Source organism: Bacillus cereus group sp. N31 (assembly GCF_016483245.1).
Classification (GTDB): Bacteria; Bacillota; Bacilli; order Bacillales; family Bacillaceae_G; genus Bacillus_A; species Bacillus_A toyonensis.
The window spans coordinates 185,597-211,834 of sequence record NZ_JAEHCH010000004.1; the positions used below are offsets into that span (position 1 = coordinate 185,597).

The window sequence follows — 26,238 nt, forward strand, 5'->3', positions numbered from 1 at the left end:
GAAACACCTTTTATCCCGCATTAACGGGCAGTAAGCCCTCCACCTCAAAATTCAGTGGAAGCAAAGAAATTAGGTGGGGGTCGGGCTGCCCGTAAAAGCCCGATTGGTGAAGGCTAATAATCAGTGGGGGATGAACAAAACCCCCACTGATTAAAGTTTCACTTTATTTCTATGTTTGTTACTTTTTAACTTCAACTGCTGAAGTCGCAAAGTCACTCAAGTTTGCAGTTTTACCATACCAATCAGCGTGTCTAAAAACAACACCTTTTCCATATCCTTCAGTTGAAGTACGTTCCCATAGCGTTGTTGAATAGCTAGCAGTAGGAGCTGCTGTACGTACAGAAACAATTTGATTTTGCCAACTAGCAGACAAGTTTTTATAACCGCTACTTAGAGAAAAATACTCGCTACCTGTACGTTTATAGAAGTCTGTACTACCAGGTCCGCTCCCTCCAACACCAAGGGGAGTGATTGTATGATTCAACCTTTGTTTATCTTTTTCAATAAAAGACTCTAAACTTTCTTTGTTCGAAAATCCATAAGATAACCAGTCTCCATTTTGATTTTGTTTCGGTAGAACTAAAGTTATTTTTACGTCTTCCTTTGATGGAGCACCCAATTTGTGAAACGAATCTACAGCCTTTTCATCTACAGTTACATATTCGAAAGAGGCAATCGTATAATCCTTTTCGGTACTAGCTAATACTGATCCAAATCCTACAGTTAATGATGAAGCAGCTAACACTGCACCTACTACCAACTTTTTAAGCATGAATTCATCTCCTTTAAACTTAGATTTTTTGTGTAACTAAAATGTATGTTAATTTAGGTTTATTGTAAATATTTAGAATTTTATAAAAATAAATCGGAATATTCTTTCATTAATCCGAAGTAAGGAATTCGCTTTTCTATTAAAAAAAGGATCTACTTAAAAAGTAAATCCTTTTTGGATATTAGCAATAAGGCTAGAGTGCGCTACTGATTTTGCTCTTTGCCGATTCACCTCAAAACTTTACTGAAGCAAAGGAGTTAGCGGGAGGCGTGCTACTTGTGAAAAAGACTTTGGTGTGTGCTAATATAGACAACACCATCCGTAATAAAAATTTCGATTTATCCTACTATGAATTACAAACTTCATTTTTAGTAGTGGAAGTAGCGTCTAATAAAAGGAAGATTGCTGCTATAATATGTAGAACGATTGCTATATAAGGAAAGAAGGCAACTAGAGTAACGATAATACCGATATAATGAGGGTACGTATTCATGCCTTCTTTTTTAGCTAATAAAAAAGTAGTGATATGTAAAACAATCAATAGTAGTAAAGGTATCCCATATAGGTTAACAAGACTTGGAAATAAATAATAACAAGGAAGTAATAAAAGGTGAGAGATCCCTGTAGTCCACTTTAGTGCTTGGATGTAGGTTTTCAAAGTAAATCCTCCTAAAACAATCTATATCTATATATTACTAAAAATAATAGGTAATTGGATATTATATATTTGTAGTTTTGAGTTGATTATAATCATTTTATGTAAACTAATTATAGGTTATCTATAAAATAGAAAAACCACCCAAACGAGGGTGGTTTTTATTATAAATAATTACTTAAAGAAGCAAGAGGAACTTTCACCTCACTACCTTCTTTCATATTTCTTAGCATTACGGTTTCTGTACTAAGTTCTTCTTCACCAATAATAAGCACATAACGGATGTTCTCTTTATTGGCATAATTAAGAGCACGTTTTAATTTGCGTCCTGCTAGTTCAAGTTCAATTTTCAATGAAGTAGTGGATCGTAATTGCTGGGCAATTTGCAAGCATTGTAATTCTGTCCCGAGTGGGATAATAAATAAGTCCGCTGTAGAGGATTTTGTTTCTTTTTGTGAGAGTGCTGTATAAATAACGTCTAAACCGAATGAAATACCGACTGTTGGATAGTTCATATTATCACCACGGAATGCTCCGATAATATTATCGTAACGACCACCACTACCGATGCTAGATGTAATCGAGCCATCTTTTAGAAAGATTTCATATACGGTACCTGTGTACATTGTGAGTCCTCGTGCTAAAAACGGATTGAATATAGCATTCTCGTTTATTCCAAGAGCAATTAAATATTGCTGTAATTGTTGTAATTCGTTTATTCCATCGGTAACGAGTTGATTATTGAAAGCTTCTTTAAAGTCAGCAATTGTAAGCTTTAGACAAGATAATACGGTATTACATATCGTATCAGCCATTTCTTCAGTAATTCCACGCCCCAATATATCTTTCCGTACACCATCAATCCCAATCTTTTCAATTTTGTCTAATGATAATATTACGTCACTCATTAATTCAGTAGGGATGTTAATTGCCTGAAGAATACCGTTTAATAATTTTCGGTTATTATATTGGATCGTTACTTCTAAGTTTAACGTTCGGAACAGTTCAAACGCCATGCTCATAAGTTCAGCTTCTGCCATGACAGACTCAACACCGACTATATCAACGTCGCATTGTATAAACTCACGAAATCTCCCTTGTTTAATCGGACCATCTCGAAATACTTTCCCAATTTCATACCGTTTAAAAGGTAGACGAATATTTGGATTCATCGCCACGACTTTTGCGAATGGAATTGTTAAATCGTAACGTAAAGCAAGCTCACGTTTTCCTTGATCTTGAAGTGTATATATTTCCTTTAAAATTTCATCACCGCCGCCATACTTGTAAGACATAAGTTCATACATATTTAACGTAGGTGTCTCTAACGGTTTACAGCCATAACGTTCAAACGTATCTTCACACGCCCTTTTAATTTTATTTCGTAGCACTTGCTCCTCTGGTAAATAGTCCTTTGTTCCTTTTACATTTTTCATTTTCACTGTAATCACTCCTATTTTTAAATTAAAAAAAGCTATGCGGGTATAAAAATACCCACATAGCTTTATGAACGCTTCGTGGGTCAACAGGAAAAGCCCTGTACCCACGAAGAAAAATTTTTCTTCGGATACACGGCGTTACGTATGATGATGAAGTTGGAAAGAAGTATTAAAATTTCGCATTACAAATCTCTCCTTAACATAAGTTTTTCCAAATTATATCAGATGATTTTTGAAATATCAATATTTTCAGTTTTGAAAAATACGTGAAGTTATGTAGGAGAAATGGAAAAGGGTGTATAATAAAACTTAATAATATGAAATAACCTTTTAAGGAGATCACTATGAAAAAAGATAAGACTAATGCGATGCGTATATTAGATAAAGAAAAAATTGAATATTCGATGATGTCATATGATCCGGATGATGGGAAAATTGATGGTGTATCAGTAGCCGAGAAAATTGGACGAGAAGTGAGAGAAGTATATAAAACGTTAATTGCTCAAGGGAATAGTAAAAATTATCATGTGTTTATTATTCCAGTAGATGAGGAACTGAATTTAAAGGCTGCCGCAAAAGCAGTAAGTGAAAAGAAGATTGAAATGATACCTGTTAAAGATATTACGAAAGTGTCAGGGTATATTCGCGGCGGTTGTTCACCAGTCGGAATGAAGAAGTTATTTTCTACATGTATCGATGAAAGTGCTCAATTGCTTGAAACGATCATTGTAAGCGGCGGAAAAATTGGTATACAAATTGAACTTAAAGTGGATGACTTAGCGAAAGTGACGAGAGCGCAGTTTGGTGAGATAACGAAGTAAATATACATAGGGAAAGAAGTTCTAAATATTATGGAACTTCTTTTTATTTTAGATAGATGTTTCCTAACGGTTGTTGGAGGATGATCTAATTAAGTATACGAAATCTGTTTTTGCGGTATGAAACTTAAAAAAACAGATTTTTTCATTATGCAACCCCTCGAAAAACGAACATTTATTAAATAATTATAAAAAATGTTCATATTTATATTGCGTGCATACTAATAGTTTGTTATATTATCCATATAATAATTTTGAATAACATCACTCGTATATACTCGGTAATATGGTCCGAGCGTTTCTACCTAGTTCCCAATGAAAGAACTGGACTACGGGTTAAAGTATTCGGTCGGTTTGTGTATGGAGCCGCTACCGTTCTATAATGTAGCATTGACCTCGTCTTTTGCTTCATTAACTTTGACTACCGTAGTTCTAGAAAGTAGAGATTCTTCTACAATTTCTAGAACTTTTTTCTTTGGGCGAAAACATCGAGTATATGAAACAACAAGAGAAAGAGGAGAGATTATTTATGAAGAACAATATGTTAAAAAAATGTGTTGCCCTAGTAACTACTATTGCATTGTCATCCTCAATACTTGCGGGATGTAATGCGAGTCCAAAACAAGTTGTTGAGGCAAAAAGCAACGAAAAGCCTATCTTAATTCAAGGTCCAATGCCGATAGAAGCAGAAAAATTTGCGAAAAGGTTAAAAAATGTGAAAGAAGAAAAGTCTGGAACATTTGTATTTTATAAAGGAACTGTCGACAATTATCCTGTAATCGTTGCGAAAACAGGTAAAGGAATGGAAAATACAGCAGCTGCTACAGCAGTGGCTATTGAAAAATATAAGCCTATAGCGATTATTAACCAAGGAACATCGGGTGGCCATGATCCTAATTTAAACGTATTTGATATTGTGTTAGGAAAACAAGTTGCAAATATAGGTTCATTAAAAACAACAAATATGGATGAGAATCAAGGGATTGAACCGACAAAATGGATTTCAATGGACTTAATGGCTTCGGAAGGAAGTGCTGGAGAAGATCCGAATGCTGAGAAAATCCGATACTACGAGGGAGATAAGGATTTACTTGCAGCAGCTAATGCAGTGAAAGATACATATACAAAAGGTAAAGTGGTTGAGGGTACGATAGGTTCAGCAGACGTTTGGAATAATGAAGTTGATAGAATTAAGTGGTTCCATACAAAATACGGTACATCTGTAGAAGAAATGGAAGGCGCTGCTGCAGCGCAAATCGCAAAAGCTTATGACGTACCATTTTTAGGAATTCGAGTATTATCTAACAATAAAACAAACGGCGGAAAATACAATCCAAATACAGCAGCGGCAAATCAAGAATATGTATATGAAGTAGTTAAAAAGTATATAGCTTCGATGCCAAATAAATAGAAGTAGTTGTATGCTCAACATAAATGTCAATTAGCTCCAAAAGTTTCCGAGACAGATAGATTTACCTTAGGAATGATAGTTGAAAAAGAAAAGCTTGTTTCTTATTGAAAAATATAAGAAATGAGCTTTTTTATTTAGAAAAAATTGAGTAATTAGTTTATAGCGTTAATATATAACATTGAATATCGTAATAATATAATGGAGGTGAATGTAAAATGGCTTTTACTACAGGTCCTATTGAAAACTTGGGAAATCAACCTGCTAATGCAAATAGAGTTAGGGTGAAAATCCTTAACCGTACTGCTGGCCCGCTTACTGGAGTAGCTAGAGTTTTTAGACTTGACGGTTCAATAGTATTAATTGAACAGGTGAATTTCAATGTGAATTCTAATGCTTCTACTATTGAAACTCTAAGTTTAGTTCATCCTGCTTTTGGACAAGCATTAGAATATGAAGTTCAAATTGTTCCTAATCAACCTGGTGGACTATATAGTGTTTATGGAATAACAGCTGAAAGTGTTATCATTACTGCACAACGTGTTGTCAATGCAGAATTAACACAGTTTCTTTAATAAAAATAGATTGGTGCCTACATGGTATCCAATCTATTTTTGTACTTATTTTTCAGAGAAAGAAGAGTTTTACACAAAAAATAAAGACAGTTATGGAAAAAGGAAGAGCCGAGCTATCATCTCGATTTGTACGATTGCTGTCCTAGACTCTATCTGTTTTATTGCACGGTTTTCTTTGAAAAATTTATTGAATATGCATAATTGCATAAAAAAATTGAAATTTATAAGTTAACATTAAACTACTTTTTAATTGTAAAGAATAGTTTAATAATCTTTACTAGGGAAGGATATTCCTTGTGAAAAGTGAATTTGTTTGAAAAGTAGATAAACCAAAAGTGTGGAAATGATACGGACTGAATAGGGTTTTGTATTAAATAAAAAGAGAAGGGGAATGGAGTTTTAAACGTTTTCGTAGTTTTAGGGAGAACATTTTTAGTAAATGACTTCAAATTATATTTTAAAGGGGAAATGGGTATATGAAGTTTCGAAATACAAAGCTTGCTATGGTTACACTATCTTCATTTTTTATTTTAGGTTCTGCATCTCTATCATTCACAGATACTATACATGGTGAAGTAGCTTCTGTATCACCACAAGAGATGACTGTAAAAAGCTATGACGATACATATTATAATAATGCAATAGGAAAAACGGGTTTGGAACTAAAGAAGGAACTTCATAATATTATTGATGATCATACAAAGTTATCATACAGTGCGGTTTGGGAAGCGCTAAGAGATACGGATGAAGATCCAAATAATAAAAACAATGTAATACTCTTATATACTGGGCGTTCGCAAGGGAAACTTACGAATGGTTCAGGAGTTAATAACTGGAACCGAGAGCATGTTTGGGCAAAATCTCATGGTGATTTTGGAACGACTGCAGGACCTGGAACAGATCTGCATCATTTAAGAGCGACGGATGTATCTGTAAATAGTTCACGTGGAAATCTGGATTTTGATAATGGTGGTGTGAATCATTCGGAAGCGACAGAATGTAAATATGATAGTGATTCTTGGGAACCTCGTGATAGCGTAAAAGGAGACATCGCTAGAATGCTGTTTTACATGGCTGTTCGTTACGAAGGGGATAGCGGTGAAATAGACTTGGAACTCAATGAAAAGGTGAATAACAATAAAGATCCGTACATGGGAAAACTCTCTGTATTACTAAAATGGAATGAACAAGATCCGGTCGATGATTTAGAGCGAAAGCGTAATGAAATAATTTTTACAAAATATCAACATAATCGCAATCCTTTTATTGATCATCCGGAATGGGTAAATAAAATTTGGAACTAAGATTTGTAAAGGTATTATATTTTGTAAGAAGGGATTGATCATAATGATCAATCCCTTCTTACATCTATACTAGAATCAATAATTTTTATAGGATTGGAGAGGAAAATAGAATAGATGTTTTTGTATCATCAAGTTAAGTATATTGTAAACCTTTTAGTACGGTCCCCACTCAATATTCACTCCAATAATAAGAAAAATAAGTCCAATAATAAACCAAATGAATGCAAGAGGAGCCATAAATCGAATCCATTTTCCGTAAGAAATGCCGCTCGCTGCGAGTACCCCCATTAAAACACCGGAAGTTGGATTTAAACAGTTCACTACACCTTCGCCGAGCATAACAGCTTGTACTGTAACTTGGCGTGTAATGTGCATGAAATCAGCTAATGGAGCTAATATCGGAATGAAAATAACAGATTCTCCTGTCCCGGATGAAATGAGGAAATGTAATGCGGCACTACTTACATACATACCGATAACGCCAAATACAGGGCTATGTCCTTCGAGAGACTGTGCGAGTTGATTAACAATTGTATCAAGTAATTTGCCTTGTTCTAGAATGACTGAAATAGAGCGGGCCATTCCGACGATCAAAGCACCGTATATGAGATTTTGGCAGCCTGCTAGAAAAGTAGAAGCGATATCGTTCGCTTTCATACCGCCTATTATTCCTGCTGTAATTGCGATGAAAATAAAAGTAGCGGTCATTTCTGCATCTGTCCAATGTAGTCGAAAAGCCCCTATTAAAAATACAATTAATGATAAAGCTGAGACGAGTAAAATTAATTTGTGACGTATTGTCCAAGGAACTTCAGTTTTCTCTATTTCTCTCTCTCTTGAAAGAGCATTACTTGGAAACCAGTTATCGCCGAGTATGCTTCCTTTATTCGATTTTTTTAAACGTTTTATATACCAATTAATATACAAAATGGTAGCAATTAAAAAAGAGATATAGATTGCTGTACGTAACCCAATCCCTGAAAACATCGGAAGTTCTGCGATTTTTTGTGAAATGCCTAAAGGTGAGGGAGATAATATAGTAGCATTAAAACCAGCATAAGTGCCTAAATAAATAATTGCTACGCCAACGATAGCGTCCCATTTCAATGTGCGTGCAACGATGATGCCGATGGGGATAAAGCCGATAACTGAGTTAACGATAATGCCAGTCGTTCCGAGAAGAGAAAAGAGTGCGGCGACAATACAAATGAAAAGTAATTGCTGATTCCGAAATTTGTTAATCACATGATAGATTAAACCGTCAAGAGCACCTGTTTTTTCAAGAATGGCAATGGCTCCACCTGTAAATAAAATTAAGAAGATGATAGGAGCAGCAAGTGTCATTCCTTTTTCAATAGCGGTAAAAAAAGAAACAAACCCTACTGGCGATTGTGGAACAGAATGATAACTTCCTGGTATTGTCGTTGTAACAGTACCGTTTGTAACTCTTTTAAACTCTCCAGCAGGAACGAAATAAGTAGCTATGGCACAAAGTAAGGCAATAAAAAATAGTAGTACGTACGCGTCAGGCATTTTAAACTTTCGTTTACTAGGTTGTTTTTTTACCTCAGTTTGTAATTGCATAAAATCCCTCCTTTTTCACTTGGTTAATTTTTAATATTCTGAAATTTATCTGTGAAATAGATTATAATAAAGGTGGCTTCTTAAGGCAATAGTTTTTCTGTCCTTTCCTGCACATACAAATTATTGCAACATTAGACAGGGAAACGAAAATAATCCAAGAATATGTTAAATAGAAAGTAAAAGGAAAAGAGGGAAAAAGATGTGGAAAACTACGGATCTATGTGATGAGTTTGAAAAGGAGTTACAAATATGTCGCCAGTCTTTTCGATCTTTTGGGAAGAAAGAACAATTCCACGGGAAAATTGCAACGGTGAAAGTGAAGGATGATAATGTACTAGTGAAGGAAGGATTACAAACATTACCGGAAGGAACGGTATTAGTTGTTGATGGTGGAGCGTCTACGAATTGTGCGTTACTCGGTGATAATTTGGCAGCTATTGCAGAGGAAAGAAAGCTGGCAGGAATTATTGTAAATGGATATGTTCGTGATTCTAGTGAACTAAAGAATATTAATATTGGTATTTTAGCGTTAGGGACGATGCCAAATAGAAGTGTAAAAGAAGGGAAAGGAGAACGAAATATTTCATTGCAATTTGGACAAGTAGAATGGAAGCCAAATGATTATGTTTATGTGGATGAAGATGGCGTCATTATTAGTGAAAAAAGTTTGCGTCGTTAAAGGTTAGTAAGTTACTATTCTTAGAAAATAAATCCGATAAAGCATGGACAAAATTCTTTGTCAATAGTAAAATAATACAGAAATTTAAAATTAACAGAATGTATAGGTTTATCGTTTTACGATAACTTAAATGGAAGTAAGTCGTGCCTAAAAAAGTGAATGTTATCACAATGATACGTTCATGAACAAAATTATTTTTCCTATACAAATATAGCCGCGAATGATGCGGGTAGGAGGTGTTGCACAGTTTGTTCGACACTTACAAAAAAAGAGTGTCAATTGCACGCCCTTGAAGGGTCTTTTTTTGTGTGAATGGTAGTAAGGGAGGAAATTTTGGGATGGCAATGTTAAAAAAATGGCTGCTTACGTCGTTAATGGCAGTTATACTTGTATTTGTTTCTTTTGCGAATACAGTACATATTACGTTTGCTGAAGGAAATACAGCAAAACTTGCAATTGTTGGTGAATCACAAAATGGCATTATGTTATGTCCGAAAGAAGAGCAAATTAAAGATGGGGAAACAGCTTTAAGTTTGCTGCAAAAAGTCATGGGGGACAAAGTAGAAGCTGAAACGATGTCGTTTGGAACGTATGTAAAAGGCATTGATGGGCTAATGGCCGGGGCTACAAGTGGCTGGCTGTATGATGTAAATGATAAATCTGCAGAAGTTGGAGCGGATAGTTATAAATTAAAATCTGGAGATGTTGTTGTTTTCCGTTTTGTTTCAGACTGGAGCAATATGAGTCAAGAAACATTGAAAGAAACGTTAGATAAGTTCGGAACGTGTAAAACGGAAGAACCTAACGGTGGCAAAACAGACGAAGCAAAACCAGAAGGCGAAAATGGTAAGCCGACAGTTGACCCAAAACCAGAAGGTGAAAATGGTAAGCCGACAGTCGATCCAAAACCAGAAGGTGAAAATGGTAAACCGATAGTCGATCCAAAACCAAATGGTCAAGATGATAAAAAACCAGAACAACCAAAGCAAGAGAACATTCAAGTTCCAGCAGCGCAAGTAAACGAAGCAATTTCTAAAACGTCTGAAAAGATGTTACAAGATGGAATAGAGAGTGATTGGGTAGCTCTAGGGCTTTCTCGTTCTGGAAAGAATGTACCAATTGAGGCGCAATTAAATTATGTTAAGGCAGTAACAGAAAAAGTGGAAAAGCGTATAAATCGTTTTTCAGCAACAGATTTAGCTAGAACGATTATTATGATGAATGCAATGAGTGCAGACCCTAAAAAGGTAGGCGGACATAACTTAGTTCAAAAATTGTATGAATCTGATAAAGTAAATTCTGTTACAGGTTATACATTTGCGTTACTTGCCTTTGATACGAATAAATATGAAATTCCAGTCGAAGCAAAGTGGAATCGAGTTGCTTTAGTAGATGCAATTTTAAACACGCAACATACAGATGGTGGCTGGACTTATACTAGTTCAGGGAGTAAAGATAGTGCTAGTAGCGTCGATGTAACAGGTATGGTTTTATCCGCGTTAGCACCTTATCAAGATCGATCAGATGTGAAACCAGCTGTACAAAAAGCTGTTGCGTATTTATATAACGAACAGCTAAAAAATGGTGGTTTTTCTGCTGATGGACAAGAAAATTCTAATAGTACTGCGCAAGCAATTATTGGATTATCACTTGTTAAAGATGTAGATCAAAATCGTCTTCATAAGGCAGTGCAAAGTCTGCTGTCATATCAACTTCCAAATGGTGAATTTAAATGGTTACCAAGTGATCAAAATGGTAACGGAATGGCTACAGAGCAAGCTCTTTTAGCGTTAGTTCAATTTAAAGAAATCGGAAAGTCTATTTATGACTGGTCTAATGTAGGCGATGATGAAGTAATTAAGCCGAAACCAATTGAAGAGCCAGAAAATAAGGTAATAGAAAAAGAAATTACTGAAGAACCGAAAGAACAAAAACAAATACAACAAGAAACAAAAGATGAAGATGTAAAAGTTGTTGTAGATAATAAACCAGTTAAAAATGAAAACATGCTACCGAAAACAGGAGCATCTTCTCATAGTACAGCTACAGAAGTAGGTATGGGTGTATTATGTATTGCTTCTGCATATGTATTATGGAGACGTAAAGCAGCTTAACAAAAATTAGGAGCAATGATTTGCTCCTAATTTTTATATGAAAGGTGAGAGAGAACATGAGTAAGATGAAGTGGTTCATTTCTTTAATGCTTTCACTCGGGCTACTTGCCGGATGTGAAGAGGCGGCTGTAAAGCCGGAGAAGAAAGCAGAGCCAAAGCAAGAAGAGGTAGCAAAACAAGAAGAACCGAAAGAAGAAGTGAAACCGGAAGAGAAACAAGCTGAGCCGGAACAGAAACAACAAGAAGAGAAACAAGAACAAAAAGTAGCAGAGAAGCCGAAAGAGGAAAAGCCGCAGGAACAACCTGAAGTAAAGAAAGAAGAGAAACCTCAGGAGCAATCTGCTACTAAACAACCAGAACAACAAAAAGCAAACGAAGAGAAACAACAGCAACCGAAAGCACAGGAAGTAAAAGAAGAAGCAAAGGTTGTCAATCAGCCGAAAGAAACACCGAAGCAGGAGCAAAAGGTAGATCCGAATAAAGAGAATAAAACGATACCGACTCCGCCCGTACCAACTCCTGTACCACCAAAAATAGATACAGTACCGGTACCTAAACCACAAGCAAAACAAGTTACTATCTCCGTAAAAAGACATGAAGGGTACTTATTAGGTGCGAAAAAGGTTGATGTACAAGAAGGTGATACTGTTTATAAAGTGTTGCAGCGTACAGGATTAGATGTTGATGCAAGTGGATCAAAAGATAGTATTTATGTAAAAGGTATTAATGATTTATATGAAAAAGATATTGCTGATACTAGTGGATGGAAATATCGTGTGAATGGTGCATTTCCGAACCGTAGTGCTGGTGTAGTTACAGTAAAACCAGGAGATACAATTGAGTGGGTATATGTATTAAAATAAGAAAGGCATTCGGTAAAGGACTATGAAAATAAGTTTTTCTTCTTTACATCCTTTTGTGAATTTTTTCTATTATATTGGGGTGATGATACTATGTATGATGTGTCTTCATCCTCTTTTTTTAATTGGAGCAATTTTATTAATCGTTATATTAAATGTGATGCAAGGGAATAGCGAAAAGATAAGAAAAATGTTACCGAGCACAATCGTATTCTTTTTTATGGTAATTTTATTTAATTCGTTATTAACGCATAGAGGTCGAACAACGTTATTTTGGTTAGGTGATAGCCGTATTAAGCTGGAGGCAATTATGTTTGGACTAGTAATGGGGTTATTACTAGTTGCGATTATGTTTACGTTTGCTTCGTATAATGATATTATTTCAAGTCATAAATTTTTATATTTGTTTTCGAGAATTTCACCGAAAGTTGCATTGTTAACGATGATTACAGTGAGGTTTGTGCCTTTGTTTATTAGACGATTACAGAAAATAACACTCGTCCAAAAGACAAAAGGTGTGCAGGTAGATTCAGGTTCAATTGTTGAAAGAGTGAAAAATGGCATGCAGTTACTGCAAGTATTATTAATTTGCTCGTTAGAAGATGCACTTCAAACGGCAGATTCTATGCAAGCTCGTGGATTTGGTGTAACGAAACGTACGACGTATATTCGGTATAGAATGGAAAAACATGATTGGTATACGCTCAGTTATTTAATGATTTTATTTATAACTGCTATCATATGTAGTAAGTATGGCGGAGGAAAATTGATCATTTATCCGAAAGTCGAATCTATTCTATTCCAGCAATACGATGGAATGATGTTTGTAGCATTTATGCTGTTTATTAATTTACCAATCATAATGGAAGGAAGGGAATGGATATGGTGGCGCATGCAGAAATAAACAATTTATCATTTGTATATGCTGATGAAAATGAAAAAGCGTTACAGCATATTTCTCTTTCTATTCAAAAAGGAGAGTTTATAGCGCTAGCTGGGGGATCGGGATCTGGGAAGACGACATTATTAAAACATTTTAAAAAGGAGTTACTTCCAATTGGCACGCGTTCGGGAGAGATGTTTTATGAAGATGTATTATTAGAGGAAGTACCTGACTTATTATCTGCCCAAGAAATTGGGATGGTATTTCAAAACCCAGAAAATCAGCTCGTAATGGATACAGTGATTCAAGAATTAGCATTTTCTTTAGAAAATATCGGATTACCATCACATATTATTCAAAAACGAATAGCCGAGCTCATTAGCTTCTTAGGATTTCAAGATTTATTGCATCAATCTGTTCATACGTTATCTGGTGGGCAAAAACAACTTGTCAATTTAGCTGCGGTATTAGTTATGCAGCCGAAACTATTATTATTAGATGAACCAACGGCGCAATTAGATCCGATTGCTGCGAAAGAGTTTTTAGGGTTGTTAAAACGTATTAATGAAGAACTTGGAATTACGATTATTTTAAGTGAACATCGTTTAGATGAAGTGATACCACTTGCAACACGCGTTGTTTGTATGGATAACGGCCGAATTGTTTATGATGGTAGTCCTAAAACAGTTATAGCGAAAATGTGGGAAGTGGAAAACTTCCGTCCATTTATTCCGCAAATTCCAAGGTTGTTTTTAGAATGGAATGCGAGAGATATTCCGTTTACAGTGCGAGAAGCACAAATAAAAATGAATGATTTTTCAGTGATATCATATGTGAATGAGCAGATGGTACAACGTAAAAAACAAGAAGTAATGTTAAGTGCAGAACATATTTCTTTTCAATATGAAAAAAATAGTCCGCTTATTTTACGAGATTTAACAGTTGCGATTGAAAAAGGAAAATGGGTAGCGCTCGTTGGGAAAAATGGTACTGGGAAGTCTACACTGTTAACGATTTTAGCAGGATTGCAAAAAGCGAGAAGAGGGAAAGTAAAGTGGCATGGTAAAGTGATACATAAAATTGATTCGAAAGAACGATTTAAAAGGATCGGGTATGTATCACAGCATCCGTATTATCATTTTACATTTGATACAGTGTGGCAAGAAGTTTATGAACGTGCTCGTGAATTATATGGAGAACAAGGAAAAGAAATAGCAGAAGATATGTTGAAACAGTTTTGGTTACATTCGCTTAAAGAGCGCCATCCACATGATTGTAGCGGGGGAGAGCAACAACTACTCGCATTATGTACAACGTTATTATCAAAACCAACGCTATTACTACTTGATGAACCGACAAAGGGATTAGATCCATGGAAGAAAGAAAGAGTAGGAGAGCTATTTAGGAAATTACAAAAAGAAGGTACAACCATTGTAATGGCAACGCATGATATTGAGTTCGCAGCGAAATATGTTGATCAGTGCATGATGTTATTTGATGGAACAGTCATTATGAATGATGCACCGAAAGAATTTTTTAGCGGTAACTTCTTTTATACAACATCTATTAATCGATTCATTCGAAAAGAATTGCCATATGCATTAACGTGGGAGGATGTGTACGAAGCGTGTCCAAACGATATATTGCATTCATAATATGTATTTTTGCGTTTATAATAGGCACATTACTCTTTACTACACTCCTCATGGACGGCTATTACATGGTAAGTAGTTTGTTTTTATTAGCTGTTATTATGTTACCTTTCTATATCCGTTTTGAAAGGAAGGCGTTTGTTTCACGTGAAATTGTTCTCGTTGCCGTGTTAGCAGCAATTGCTGCGGTTAGCCGCGTACCATTTTCTATTTTACCAAGTGTACAACCAACTTCCTTTGTCATTATCGTTTCTGCAATCGTGTTTGGGAGTGAAACTGGTTTTATGATCGGGGCAACAGCCGCTATCGTATCGAACATTTTTTTAGGACAAGGTCCGTGGACGCCGTGGCAAATGTTTTCGTGGGGTATGATTGGTTTTATAGCTGGACTATTACGTAATACATTTTTCATGAAAAAGCTCTGGGGAAGACTCCTATACGGATTAATTGTTGGATTTTTATTTGGTTGGATTATGAACTTCTGGGGACTTCTCGGTTTTATACGAGAAGCAACGTGGGAAACCGTCATTGCGTACTATGTCGCGAGTTTTTACTTTGACTTAAGTCATGCGATTTCAAATGTTATTTTCCTACTACTATTTAGTACGTCATGGATTACGATTCTCACAAGGTTTAAAAAGAAATACGGTATATTAGATGAGCATAACATGACATAGAAAAGCATACTTATATAAGGTAGGGTCGCGACTTACATATTCGTTTGCCTCTTTCATGCTTCTTACATATTGTAAGGAGCATTTTTTATTGTCAAAAAATAGATCCAATATACATCCGTTATTATATAAAATTATTTGTATAATAGTAGGTGAGAACTTCTTTCAAGAGGGAGGTGTATAGTTAATGAAGTTAGTTATTCCGAAGCAACATGGTGCATGGGCCATGCTTGTTATCCCATTTCTATTAAGTGTCATACTTGGGAAACCTACTTTTTATCATATTCCATTGTTTTTAGCTTGGTTCTTTATCTATTTAGCTACGTATCCATTTCTCATGTACATAAAACAAAAACGAAAAAAAGAGTTTTTACATGCAGCAATTGTATATTTTATTATTGCGTTCGTATTTGGGATGATTTCTCTATTATATGAATGGCGAGTTCTTTTATTCATAGCAGCAATGATTCCATTATTTATAGTAAATATGTATTACGCTCGTCAAAAGAATGAAAGAGCACTGCTAAATGACATTTGCGCAATCACCGTTTTCTGTATAGGTGGTTTAGTTAGTTATTATTTTTCAATGAAACTCATAGATAAAACAGCTTTATTTATTGCGCTTATTTCATTTTTATATTTTTTAGGAAGTACGTTTTATGTGAAGACAATGATTCGTGAAAAAAATAATACGAAGTATCGTATTATATCATGGGGGTATCATATCGTATTAACGATAATTATATTTGCTATCAATCCATGGTGCTCTCTTATTTTTATACCAAGTGTCATTCGGGCAATTATGTTGTATGGCAAAAAAATTTCTATCATAAAAGTAGGGATTTTAGAAATTGTTAATTCTGTATATTTTTTAATCATAACGGCAATAATTATGAAGTATGCCATTTGAAAAAACTTCCCACCTTATGATGGGAAGTTTTTTTTCAATCTTGTTCTAAAATGTGAACCGTGTAATCGCAGCGTTGAATAGCTTGTTCGATCGCATAAAGAGATTGCTCAATACGAGCACGATTAAAATCTTTTTCGACGGTCTGTAATGCTTCTTCTAAACAATGTTTTGCTTCTTGTAATGATTGAAAAGAATCTTGTACATATCCGCGAGCATTTTCGTGCATTTCATAATCCTCCTTGCATATTCATATATGTATAGTATGAACAGGAAGAAAGAAAATATAATTTGTTGTATTTGTTTGACAATTGAAATGAAATTACGTATAGTAAGATTTAAGTGAATATTTTCTTATCCAGAGAGGTGGAGGGACTGGCCCGATGAAACCCAGCAACCGCGATGCAGGTGCTAATTCCAGCAGAACATATTTGTTCTGGGAGATAAGACGAAGATATATACGTAACTTCTTCTTATCGGAGAGGTTTTTTTGTTGCAAAAAAAACCGATTACGAAAATTTATATTAAGAAGAAAGGGGTTGCGGATTACTGTGACACTCGAAAAATACGTAAAACTGCGTACTACAGTTTATGAATATATGATAGAGCAAGATAAGCCAATATCATTGTTAGATATTCAAGAACATATCGTTTCGCATCATGAAGGAAAATTCACGAAAAAAATGTTACATCAATTTTATTTATCAAGACTATTAGATGAACTCAAACTGGATGGGAAAATTACATTAGCTGATGATGAATATCTCTATACTGAAAAAGGGGTATTTTATAAGGCGAGAAAAGGGAGCTAGTCTCTCTTTTTTCTTGAAATAGCGAAGTATGTAGAGTAAAAGACTGCTAATGCAGCCTGATACAGGGAATGGTGTTGAGTGTGTAGTGTCAAAAATTGAATGTGCCTGAAAGAGGCAATTCATATCGGCTGCAAATGAAAAGAGACACCTCCGCCGAATAGGTGTCAGTCGTTTTGTCACGTAGACTCGCTACTTGACAGTTATTAGAATAACATGCAGGTTTTTTGAAGTCAAAAGGGAATTAAAGGAAGAGGTGCAAATATGTACGCTTACTTATTAAAAGATATAACGAAATGGATCCCAAAGTACATTATAGATAAGGGATATGAATATTATGAAGATGGACATGTAGAAGATGTTGAAATACAAGACAAGAAAGTAATTGCTTTCGTTACTGGAAATGCAGGAAATTATGAAGTGATTATTGATCTTGAAGATTTTACAGAAAGTAGCTGCGAGTGTCCTTATGAGAATCTTTGCAAGCATATGGCGGCAGTTGTTTATGATATTCAAGGTGCTGGTGAGCGTACGGTGAAAGAGAAACTGAAAGATTTAGACAAGGAAGAGTTACTTACCGTATTAAACCGTTTATTACAAAGTTCGAAAAACGTACAAATTGTAGAGAAGATGTTAAAGAAGGGGAAACTTTAACTATAGAGGGAGTTGTTTTGTAGTGAATGTACTAATTGTATACGCTCATCCTAGTCCTTCCAGTTTTAACGCGGCGATTTTAAAGCATGTGCAAAAAGGATTACAAGAAACAAATCATTCGGTTACGGTACTTGATTTATATAAGGAACAATTTGATCCAGTCCTTGTATTTAATGAAGAGAAAAAAAGACGTGATTTAGTAAATGAAGAAGAAACAGCTTGGTACAGAACGTTAGTGGCAGAAGCAGATACTCTTTTATTCATATATCCGATATGGTGGTGGGGGATGCCTGCTATTTTAAAAGGGTTTATTGATCGCATTTTCGTAGCTGGATTTGCTTATAAATATGAAGGTGCCTTGCCGAAGGGCTTATTGAAAGGAAAGAAGGCGTGGGTAATTAATACGTTAGATTCACCGTTATGGTACGTCGCCCTATTATATCGATCAGCAGATTGGATTATGATGAAGAGAGGTGTGTTACGTTTTTGCGGCATTCGCGATATAAAACGATCTGTTTTTCAATCTGTGAAAACGAGTAAACGAGAGAAGCGGGAAAAGTGGTTATTACAAATAGAAGAAAAGGCTCGTACATTATGAATGAAATTGATCGTATTATAAATTGTTGTCAGTATGATAACGAACTTTTTCGTACCTATATTAATTGCTTAATCCAATTGAAGAAATATAGTGAAACGTTTCAACAAATGAAGATCCAATTAAGAAATGATTATTTAATAAGAGGGATTTGTGAAAGAGAAGTCGATGAGGTAGTAAGAGGAAGTAAAGAGTATGAAACGTATTTTCTTCCTAAAGCGTTACAGTGGAATTTCTTGAGGGAAAATCCATATCTGATTGAAAAGATATGTGAAGATTTTTTTGCATTTGAGGCATTACATCTTACCGATATAGAGTGGGAAACGATTGTAAATTGCATGGGAAATAAGTGATTTATTATGTAAAAAAGCTAGTATAAAACTAGCTTTTCGTTTAAATAAATAAGAAGCATAGACTAATGATAAAACCTGCATATAGTAAGTTCACAACGCAAAATCCCATAATATCACGAGCACCTAAACCAGCTATCGCTAATGCCGGTAATGCCCAGAAAGGTTGAATTAAATTCGTCCAAGCATCGCCCCACGCAATTGCCATCGCTGTTTTTGCAGCAGGTACACCAAGTTCAGCACCAGCTGGAATCATAATGGGTGCTTGTACAGCCCATTGACCGCCACCAGATGGAACAAAAATATTAACGATGCCAGCACTTAAAAAAGTAAAGAGCGGGAAAGTCGTTTCGTTTGAAATACTAATAAAGAAATTAGAAATAGCTCCTCCAAGAGAAAGTCCTTCACTATTTACTCCAATCATCATACCCATAATTCCTGCGTAAAAAGGAAACTGAAGTAGAATGCCAGAAGCACTTTTTGTAGAGTCTGAAAATGCGCGAATATATTGAATCGGAGTCCGGTGAAAAATAAGACCAGCAATTAATAACATAAAAATAACGATATCGAGTGTAAGGTTAAAACCTTTCGTATAAAAGTAATTGAAAATATAAATGAGACCTAATAATCCAACGCAAAGTGTAATAATGATGCTATTTTCCATTTTTTCAGCGAGTGTTTTTGGCTCTACTTCTTGAGCAGCAGCTTCTTCATGAAATACGCTAGGATCTACTGTTACCGTATGTTTTTCATCGGGATGCATTGCCCGGTTAATGAGTGGCATCGTAATGAGAAAGATAATAACTGGAACGAGAGCGTATGGTGAGAATAACGTTTCTGTTATTGGAATCGCTTCTTTAATACTTCCAGCTGTCGTTTTAATTAACGTTTCACCGCCAGTAGCTAACGTAAGAGGGATAGAAGCGGAAAGACCCGCATGCCAAATGAGAAATCCAGAGTAAGAAGAAGCAATTGCTAATCTGTAATCTAATCCTTCAAGTTGTCTTGCAACTTCTTTTGCATATAAAACAGATACAACAATACCAAATCCCCAGTTTATGTATGCACCAAGTAAACTTACAATTGAAATGGCAATAATACCTTGGCCATTCGTTTTCGGTAGCCTGGCAGCTTTCGTTAACCCCTTTTTAATAAGAGGAGCGTTCGCTAAAGCAGATCCAGTGACAAGTACTAGTGCCATTTGCATAGAAAAGGCGAGAAGTCCCCAAATGCCATTACCCCAATGATTAATCATTTCGACCGGTGTTTGGTGAGTTGCAAACATGCCGAAGAAGATAACAAAAACAGTTAATAAACATGATAAAATAAACGGTTCTGGCAAGAAACGTTGCACTAAGGCGACGCAACCATTTGTAAAGGAACGAAACAAAATAGATCAACCTCCTTATGTATGTTTCTTACAATGTTCGAGGTTGTTTGGAGGATAACCTTTAATAAATAGAAAATTCTGATATTTATAGATTTTTGTTGTAATGTATTGATAGATTGAATTTATATTTCAAAACGTTTTTTCATTTTGATTTGAAATATTTTTAAGAGGGGGAGTACTACATGCCTTTCAATATAAGAGGAACGAATGGAGCAAATGCTTATTTCTACCTGTAAAAAAATGAATGAACTTATAGGAGCATTGTAATGAATATAAAAGAGAGGTGAAAGGATTGGTAAGGAGAAATTTGAATGTATTTACTAAAATATCCTCTGTGACAGCGATTGCTACGATTATTATCTTACCAATTTACAATTTATTAAGTAGTGTAGACGATAGTGGAAATTATATGATAAGAATGTTAGTATTACTCACATTCTATCTTTCTATATTTAGTGTACCTGTAAGCATTCTTTCAATGTTCAGCACAGAGAAATTAAGTAAAAGAATTTTCGCTTTAGTTGTAAATGTATTACCTATAAGTCTTATCATTTATGCTTTGATTATGGAATTTATAGATGAATTTGTCAGACTAGCACCTTAGTTAAAAAGGGCTCTGCAACACCCCATTGACGGCATGTTTTAAATCCTCGACCGATAATTGCTGAATATGTAACATAAACCCTGCACCAAGTTCGTATACTCGTCCAGCGATTGTGTGCTGATCATTTATTAAAGGGAGCATAACTAGAGGAGCTTCAAAATAAAGTGATTCACTTATGCTGTTTATCCCACAATGGCTAATATTGTGCGCCTGTTTGTTTCAAAATCATTTGCTGAATACTAGACACTATTATCTCCAAGTTCTATTAAATTGTGCACTAATCTTAACGTTGGATTTAGGTGTCACATGAAGTGATTTGTTTTTATCGTTGTGGGGGACACCAAAACTTCAGGGTGATGGGCATATGGTTCTATTCCATCATCAATCTAGCAAAAAAATGTTCTTCCTCCAATATGTAATATTGCATATAAAAATGAATTGATGCAAATGTAAAAGCTTATTATAATGAAGACATAAATATTCAACACATCTTTAATACAACAAAGAGGAGGAAGCAATATGGAAATCGCAATGGCAGTTTTGAAATTTTTAGGTGGGGTAATTCCGTTAGTTCAAGAACTTTTAAAAGCATTTATGTAAGTTTATTAATTAGCAATCATTATCATATTTAATATAAAAAAAGAACGGGGTGATTTTTCTGAAAATTAAGAAAAATAATAAAAAAATAAAATTCCTAGCATGTGTATTAGTTAGTTTATGCACTATTCATTATTCATCTATTTCTTTCGCGGAAACGCAAACAGGTAATGCAACTGATGCAACAAAAAATGCTAGTGACATTAATAATGGTATAGCAAATTTAAAGTATGATAGTAGAGATATTTTAGCAGTAAATGGTGATAAAGTAGAGAGTTTTGTTCCGAAAGAAAGTATCAATTCAAATGGTAAATTTGTAGTAGTTGAGCGTGAAAAAAAATCACTTACAACGTCACCGGTCGATATTTCCATTATTGATTCTGTAGCTAATCGTACGTATCCAGGAGCAGTACAACTTGCAAATAAAGCTTTTGCCGATAATCAACCTAGTTTATTAGTGGCTAAGAGAAAACCTTTAAATATTAGTATAGACTTACCTGGAATGAGGAAAGAAAATACGATATCTGTCCAGAATCCGACATATGGTAATGTGTCTGGAGCAGTAGATGATTTAGTATCTACTTGGAATGAGAAGTATGCATCAACACATTCGTTACCTGCAAGAATGCAGTATACAGAGTCCATGGTGTATAGTAAATCACAAATCGCAAGTGCTCTTAATGTCAACGCTAAATATCTTGATAACAGTCTAAACATTGACTTTAATGCCGTTGCAAATGGAGAGAAAAAAGTGATGGTTGCGGCATATAAGCAAATATTTTATACCGTAAGTGCTGAACTACCTAACAATCCATCCGATCTTTTTGATAATAGTGTTACTTTCGGTGAGTTAACTCGTAAAGGGATAAGTAATGCGGCTCCGCCTGTTATGGTGTCAAATGTAGCCTATGGCAGAACCATTTATGTGAAATTAGAAACAACATCTAAGAGCAAAGATGTACAAGCTGCTTTTAAAGCGTTACTTAAAAATAACAGCGTCGAAACGAGTGGACAGTACAAAGATATTTTTGAAGAAAGTACCTTTACCGCTGTAGTATTAGGCGGAGATGCAAAAGAGCATAACAAGGTTGTTACAAAAGATTTTAATGAAATCCGAAATATCATTAAAGATAATGCAGAGTTAAGTAAAAAAAATCCAGCATACCCAATTTCATATACGAGCACTTTCTTAAAAGATAATGCAACTGCTGCTGTTCATAACAATACAGATTATGTTGAGACTACAACTACAGAATATTCAAGTGCGAAAATGACGCTTGATCATTACGGTGCATATGTTGCTCAATTTGATGTATCTTGGGATGAATTCTCATATGATCAAAATGGGAAAGAAGTACTAACACATAAAACTTGGGAAGGAAGCGGCAGAGATAAAACGGCTCACTTCTCTACAGTTATACCACTTCCACCGAATTCAAAAAATGTAAAAGTCGTAGCGAGAGAATGTACAGGTCTTGCATGGGAATGGTGGAGAACAATTATTAATGAACAAAATGTTCCATTAACAAATGAAATAAAGGTTTCAATTGGAGGAACGACATTATACCCAACTGCTAATATTAGTCATTAGGTTGGAACGAAGCGCCCTGTTTACAGGGCGCTTTTTTACTTGTTTGAAAATATATCGGTGTTTTTAGATGTATCATAATCAATTCGCAAATTTTGTAATCATATTTTTAAATGGATGTATCAATGTTTTTAATGATCGCATTCTCCATTATTAAATCCCCATAAATGTAGCCTATCTTAGGTTGATAGTGATGCATGGTGCCTCCATGTATATAAATGCATTTTGTCGAAATTATTAAAAAGGGGAATTTTTCTATTTGAAGAACTAATAATTGATTGTCAATATGTATTAGAAATCTCAATCTAAACTAAAGGAGAACAAAATGGGACAAAACAATAAGGGCTTTTCTGAAACAGGATTGCGCAAAATGCGCAATGTATTGGCGCGGCATGTCGATTCTGGAAAGATTCCTGGGCTCGTCGCCTTAGTCAGCCGAAACGGCGAGACGCACGTCGAAGCGCTTGGAACAATGAGGCATGATGGCGGTGCACCAATGCGTCGGGACACGATTTTTCGATTGGCGTCCACTAGCAAGCCAATCGCAGTTTCACCAGTAATGGTTTTGCTCGATGAGTGCAAACTGCATTTAGACGACCCAGTAGACAAATGGCTACCGGAACTCGCCGACCGGCAAGTGTTGAAACAGCCCGATGGCCGGCTAGAAGAGACCGTCCCAGCACGGCGTCCTATCACTGTACGAGACTTGTTGACCTCCACATTCGGGCTCGGAGTGGATCTCACGTTGATGGGTTCTCCCATCATGAACGCGTTCTTCGAGAGTGGGATATTCGACACGCCAGGGCAGGATATGCCCGATCCAGATGAGTTTATGCGTCGCCTAGGTGCACTTCCGCTAAGCTATCAGCCCGGAGAGCGGTGGCAGTATCATATCAGTTTAGAAGTAATCGGCGTTCTTGTTGCCAGGGTCACGGGTCAGACGTTCGAGTCGTTCTTGCGCGAACGCATATTCGATCCGCTAGGAATGAAGGACACTGGATTCTACGTACCTCAGCTCAAGATTGACCGGCTTCCACCAGCCTTCAACCCGGATCCGCAGACAGGTGAATTCGTCGTGTGGGATGAAGGTGTGGGCGGACGTTACAGCAAACCTCCAGCATTCGAAGCAGGCGGTGGTGGACTGCTTGGAACCGTCGACGATTATCACGCGTATTTGCAGATGCTTTTGAATAAAGGGATGCACGGTACTAAACGGATCCTGTCTAGGCCCGCAGTCCAGCTGATGACCACCAACCGTCTTACTCCTGAACAACAAGTATACCGAGACGATTTGGCCAAAAATAACGTCCATTTGTCATTCGGACAAGGGATCCAAGGTGGCTGGGGCTTTGGGATGGCGGTGCGTACCTATCTTGGAGACTACGCGTCTATCGGTCAATTCGGCTGGGATGGCGGAACCGGCACTTCAGCTTACGCTGATCCAGATAAACAGTTTATTGGAATTCTGTTCACCCAGGTTGGGATGTCCACTCCGGCCCCATCGCATCTTATCCAAGACTTCTGGACCACGGCCTACCAAGCGATCGAAGACTAGGGTATCGTTTAAAGAAAAACGCCAAGACGGATAGATAATCATAGGCTTGATGCCACGATCAACACCATGGTTAAAAGTTAGGATAGGACCGTATTGGAAGTACTGCAGTAACAGTTGGGCATTATTAATAATAGCACAACAAAAAATCCTTTTGGATGCAAGAGGATTTTTTTATTGGGAATAGTAAGGAGGGGGGAGGTGCATTACATATGGGAAAAGGTAGAAGTAATAATGCTGGTAAAAAGCAACCAAATTTCGATGATTCATCTAATTTCGCTAAACAAAGCCAACCGACAGAAAAGAAGAAGAAGTAAAAAAAGGATCTCTCTTGATAAAGAGAGATCCTTTTTTACTATATTGACGTTTCAGCACAATAGATCGATTGTTCAACCAAATAGTCATTCATGTAAGGCTTAAACTCCTGCTTCCACTACTGTGAAAGCTTCTCCAAATGATGGGCAATATCAACATACATATCGGAATAAATCGAATGTATTTCATTACTAGGTGTAGCATTAGAAGAGAAGTGGACGATTACCATATTTGCTTTCGGATCGATATAAAGCGTTTGTCCGTAACTGCCTAACACTTCGAAAGCACCTTGTTCATTGTGCGGAATCCACCATTGATTATGATAAGAAATAGAAGCGCCATTGCCAATTGCGAGTTCACCTTCTTGTACATTTTCCACACTTTCTGTAATGGAGGAAGGGATGATTTGTTTTCCGTTATATTCCCCGTTATTTAATAGTAGTTGACCGAATCTTGCCATATCTCTAGCAGTTGCATTTAAACCAGCGCTTGCTTGTTCTACTTTTGTTTCGTCTGTAACGTAATACGCATTTTCTTCCATACCAATTTGAGACCATATTCGTTCGCTAACATTTTCAGCTAATGATTTACCAGTGATAGTTCGAATAACCCAAGCGAGTGTTTCCGCTGATCCGTTATCGTAAGAAAAACCGGAACCAGGCGGTGCAGTTTCTTCTGCTTCTCGTAACATATCATAAATTTTCATCGGACCGTCGTAGTTTTTACCTCGGGGTAAAATATTGCTCGCTAAATATAGTTGTGCATCTTGATTTTCTAACGCTGGATGTTCATATCCATGAGTAGGGTACTCTATAGAAACTTGCATGTCCATTAATTGCTGGAGTGTAGCTTTACCGAACGGTGTATTGTTTAATTCTTTTATATAAGTGTCAGCTGTTTTCTCTAAATCGATACGATTTTCTTCAGCGAGAGATTGTATCATTGCCCCAGTAAAGACCTTTGCTAATGAAGCCATACCATGCGGTTCACTCTCGTTATATCCATTGAAATATCGTTCATATACAAGTTGCCCATTATGTACAACGACAAAAGCATCTGTTTTGTTATCGTCTAAAAGTTTTCTTAAAGGAGTCGTAGTTCCAAATCCACGCTCCGCTGCAAAATCATCTAATTTTTGTAATGCAGTAGGGAAGTGAGCCACTTGGTCGGGATTGTTTTTGACTTCATTAATTAAAGTGAATTCTTTCATATGTGTGTACGACCAACGTAAGTAAGGATCATCTAACCAATTCTCCTTTGTCACGTTATTTTTTGATGGGGTTGTTTTATTATGTTTGAAGTATGTAAAACCAAGCCCTGTAATTACAAATATGCATGTTAGTATAAGTAAGAGTAGGGGAGATTTTTTTAGTTTCATATAGGTCCCTCCTTTATTTGCTACTATAAGTATACGCTCGTCTTGAAAGAAATACAAAATAAGGAAAGTAAACGGGGAAGTT

At 36.0% G+C, this 26,238-nt stretch carries 25 protein-coding genes and 2 riboswitches; of the genes, 17 read left to right on the forward strand and 8 right to left on the reverse strand.

Annotated features, from left to right (window positions below; translation table 11 throughout):
* Positions 1-178 precede the first annotated feature (178 nt).
* The 3 genes from JDS81_RS08905 to JDS81_RS08915 form a co-directional block, all read right to left on the reverse strand.
* Positions 179-772 carry a hypothetical protein gene (locus JDS81_RS08905; RefSeq protein ID WP_097955188.1) on the reverse strand — a complete coding sequence of 198 codons (594 nt, stop codon included), beginning with the start codon at positions 770-772 and terminating at the stop codon, positions 179-181.
* Between the two features lie 346 nt (positions 773-1,118).
* Positions 1,119-1,430, reverse strand: coding sequence for a hypothetical protein (locus JDS81_RS08910; protein WP_097955187.1), 312 nt, complete (start codon positions 1,428-1,430; stop codon positions 1,119-1,121).
* A gap of 161 nt (positions 1,431-1,591) precedes the next feature.
* On the reverse strand, positions 1,592-2,869 hold the full coding sequence (locus JDS81_RS08915; protein WP_097955185.1) for a histidine--tRNA ligase: 1,278 nt from the start codon (positions 2,867-2,869) through the stop codon (positions 1,592-1,594).
* A gap of 341 nt (positions 2,870-3,210) precedes the next feature.
* On the opposite strand from JDS81_RS08915, the gene ybaK reads away from it, so the two are divergent.
* The 4 genes from ybaK to JDS81_RS08935 all read left to right on the forward strand — a co-directional run bounded on the left by ybaK (position 3,211) and on the right by JDS81_RS08935 (position 6,971).
* Positions 3,211-3,687, forward strand: a complete 477-nt coding sequence (ybaK, locus tag JDS81_RS08920; RefSeq protein ID WP_097955184.1) for a Cys-tRNA(Pro) deacylase — start codon at positions 3,211-3,213, stop codon at positions 3,685-3,687.
* 245 nt (positions 3,688-3,932) lie between these two features.
* Positions 3,933-4,036, forward strand: a riboswitch (purine riboswitch).
* Positions 4,037-4,213: 177 nt separating this feature from the next.
* Positions 4,214-5,095, forward strand: a complete 882-nt coding sequence (locus tag JDS81_RS08925) for a 5'-methylthioadenosine/S-adenosylhomocysteine nucleosidase (protein WP_097955182.1) — start codon at positions 4,214-4,216, stop codon at positions 5,093-5,095.
* Positions 5,096-5,310: 215 nt separating this feature from the next.
* Complete coding sequence (locus JDS81_RS08930) at positions 5,311-5,667, forward strand: hypothetical protein (RefSeq protein ID WP_000896124.1); 357 nt, start codon at positions 5,311-5,313, stop codon at positions 5,665-5,667.
* Between the two features lie 476 nt (positions 5,668-6,143).
* On the forward strand, positions 6,144-6,971 hold the full coding sequence (locus tag JDS81_RS08935) for an endonuclease I family protein (RefSeq protein WP_002175618.1): 828 nt from the start codon (positions 6,144-6,146) through the stop codon (positions 6,969-6,971).
* 153 nt (positions 6,972-7,124) lie between these two features.
* Here the strand turns inward: JDS81_RS08935 and JDS81_RS08940 are convergent, their stop codons facing one another.
* Positions 7,125-8,555: a YfcC family protein gene (locus JDS81_RS08940; protein WP_070173514.1), complete on the reverse strand. Its 1,431-nt coding sequence runs from the start codon at positions 8,553-8,555 to the stop codon at positions 7,125-7,127.
* A 199-nt stretch (positions 8,556-8,754) separates the two neighbouring features.
* Here JDS81_RS08940 and rraA point away from each other — a divergent pair, with 199 nt between their 5' ends.
* The 7 genes from rraA (at position 8,755) to JDS81_RS08975 (ending at position 16,327) form a co-directional block, all read left to right on the forward strand.
* Complete coding sequence (gene rraA, locus JDS81_RS08945; RefSeq protein WP_000266041.1) at positions 8,755-9,234, forward strand: ribonuclease E activity regulator RraA; 480 nt, start codon at positions 8,755-8,757, stop codon at positions 9,232-9,234.
* A gap of 338 nt (positions 9,235-9,572) precedes the next feature.
* Entirely contained in the window at positions 9,573-11,348 is a 1,776-nt protein-coding gene (locus JDS81_RS08950) for a DUF4430 domain-containing protein (RefSeq protein WP_097955181.1), read from the forward strand.
* Positions 11,349-11,404: 56 nt separating this feature from the next.
* Positions 11,405-12,211 carry a DUF4430 domain-containing protein gene (locus JDS81_RS08955; RefSeq protein ID WP_199688506.1) on the forward strand — a complete coding sequence of 269 codons (807 nt, stop codon included), beginning with the start codon at positions 11,405-11,407 and terminating at the stop codon, positions 12,209-12,211.
* A 22-nt stretch (positions 12,212-12,233) separates the two neighbouring features.
* Entirely contained in the window at positions 12,234-13,112 is an 879-nt protein-coding gene (locus JDS81_RS08960) for an energy-coupling factor transporter transmembrane component T (protein WP_097955177.1), read from the forward strand.
* A complete protein-coding gene (locus JDS81_RS08965) occupies positions 13,085-14,746 on the forward strand; it encodes an ABC transporter ATP-binding protein (protein ID WP_142312433.1) in 1,662 nt (553 codons plus the stop codon). The genes JDS81_RS08960 and JDS81_RS08965 overlap by 28 nt, the downstream gene beginning before the upstream one ends.
* Positions 14,719-15,420 (forward strand): ECF transporter S component, encoded by a 702-nt coding sequence (locus tag JDS81_RS08970; protein WP_002093568.1) that lies wholly within the window; start codon positions 14,719-14,721, stop codon positions 15,418-15,420. The genes JDS81_RS08965 and JDS81_RS08970 overlap by 28 nt, the downstream gene beginning before the upstream one ends.
* Positions 15,421-15,604: 184 nt before the next feature.
* A complete protein-coding gene (locus JDS81_RS08975) occupies positions 15,605-16,327 on the forward strand; it encodes a YwiC-like family protein (RefSeq protein WP_097955174.1) in 723 nt (240 codons plus the stop codon).
* 34 nt (positions 16,328-16,361) lie between these two features.
* Here JDS81_RS08975 and JDS81_RS08980 read toward each other — a convergent pair whose 3' ends face one another.
* A complete protein-coding gene (locus tag JDS81_RS08980) occupies positions 16,362-16,553 on the reverse strand; it encodes a hypothetical protein (RefSeq protein ID WP_000545000.1) in 192 nt (63 codons plus the stop codon).
* A gap of 122 nt (positions 16,554-16,675) precedes the next feature.
* A riboswitch (SAM riboswitch) is annotated at positions 16,676-16,774 on the forward strand.
* Between the two features lie 101 nt (positions 16,775-16,875).
* Here JDS81_RS08980 and JDS81_RS08985 point away from each other — a divergent pair.
* The 4 genes from JDS81_RS08985 (at position 16,876) to JDS81_RS09000 (ending at position 18,735) form a co-directional block, all read left to right on the forward strand.
* Positions 16,876-17,136 (forward strand): hypothetical protein, encoded by a 261-nt coding sequence (locus tag JDS81_RS08985; RefSeq protein ID WP_142312434.1) that lies wholly within the window; start codon positions 16,876-16,878, stop codon positions 17,134-17,136.
* Between the two features lie 261 nt (positions 17,137-17,397).
* Complete coding sequence (locus JDS81_RS08990) at positions 17,398-17,787, forward strand: SWIM zinc finger family protein (protein WP_000271514.1); 390 nt, start codon at positions 17,398-17,400, stop codon at positions 17,785-17,787.
* A gap of 22 nt (positions 17,788-17,809) precedes the next feature.
* Complete coding sequence (locus tag JDS81_RS08995; RefSeq protein WP_001101665.1) at positions 17,810-18,385, forward strand: NAD(P)H-dependent oxidoreductase; 576 nt, start codon at positions 17,810-17,812, stop codon at positions 18,383-18,385.
* Positions 18,382-18,735 (forward strand): hypothetical protein, encoded by a 354-nt coding sequence (locus JDS81_RS09000; RefSeq protein WP_001002312.1) that lies wholly within the window; start codon positions 18,382-18,384, stop codon positions 18,733-18,735. The genes JDS81_RS08995 and JDS81_RS09000 overlap by 4 nt, the downstream gene beginning before the upstream one ends.
* A 40-nt stretch (positions 18,736-18,775) precedes the next feature.
* Here the strand turns inward: JDS81_RS09000 and JDS81_RS09005 are convergent, their stop codons facing one another.
* Together JDS81_RS09005 and JDS81_RS09010 are read right to left on the reverse strand one after the other, a co-directional pair.
* Positions 18,776-20,122: a short-chain fatty acid transporter gene (locus tag JDS81_RS09005; protein WP_097955170.1), complete on the reverse strand. Its 1,347-nt coding sequence runs from the start codon at positions 20,120-20,122 to the stop codon at positions 18,776-18,778.
* A 604-nt stretch (positions 20,123-20,726) separates the two neighbouring features.
* Entirely contained in the window at positions 20,727-20,927 is a 201-nt protein-coding gene (locus JDS81_RS09010; protein ID WP_195755606.1) for a glycosyltransferase, read from the reverse strand.
* Between the two features lie 448 nt (positions 20,928-21,375).
* On the opposite strand from JDS81_RS09010, the gene alo reads away from it, so the two are divergent.
* Positions 21,376-22,914 (forward strand): anthrolysin O/cereolysin O family cholesterol-dependent cytolysin Alo, encoded by a 1,539-nt coding sequence (gene alo / locus JDS81_RS09015; RefSeq protein WP_098056341.1) that lies wholly within the window; start codon positions 21,376-21,378, stop codon positions 22,912-22,914.
* 322 nt (positions 22,915-23,236) lie between these two features.
* Positions 23,237-24,466, forward strand: coding sequence for a serine hydrolase domain-containing protein (locus JDS81_RS09020; protein WP_097954624.1), 1,230 nt, complete (start codon positions 23,237-23,239; stop codon positions 24,464-24,466).
* Between the two features lie 430 nt (positions 24,467-24,896).
* On the opposite strand, the gene JDS81_RS09025 is transcribed toward JDS81_RS09020, so the two are convergent.
* The gene (locus JDS81_RS09025; RefSeq protein ID WP_097954622.1) at positions 24,897-26,156 is read right to left on the reverse strand and encodes a serine hydrolase domain-containing protein; all 1,260 of its coding nucleotides are present in this window, start codon (positions 26,154-26,156) and stop codon (positions 24,897-24,899) included.
* Positions 26,157-26,238 lie beyond the last annotated feature (82 nt).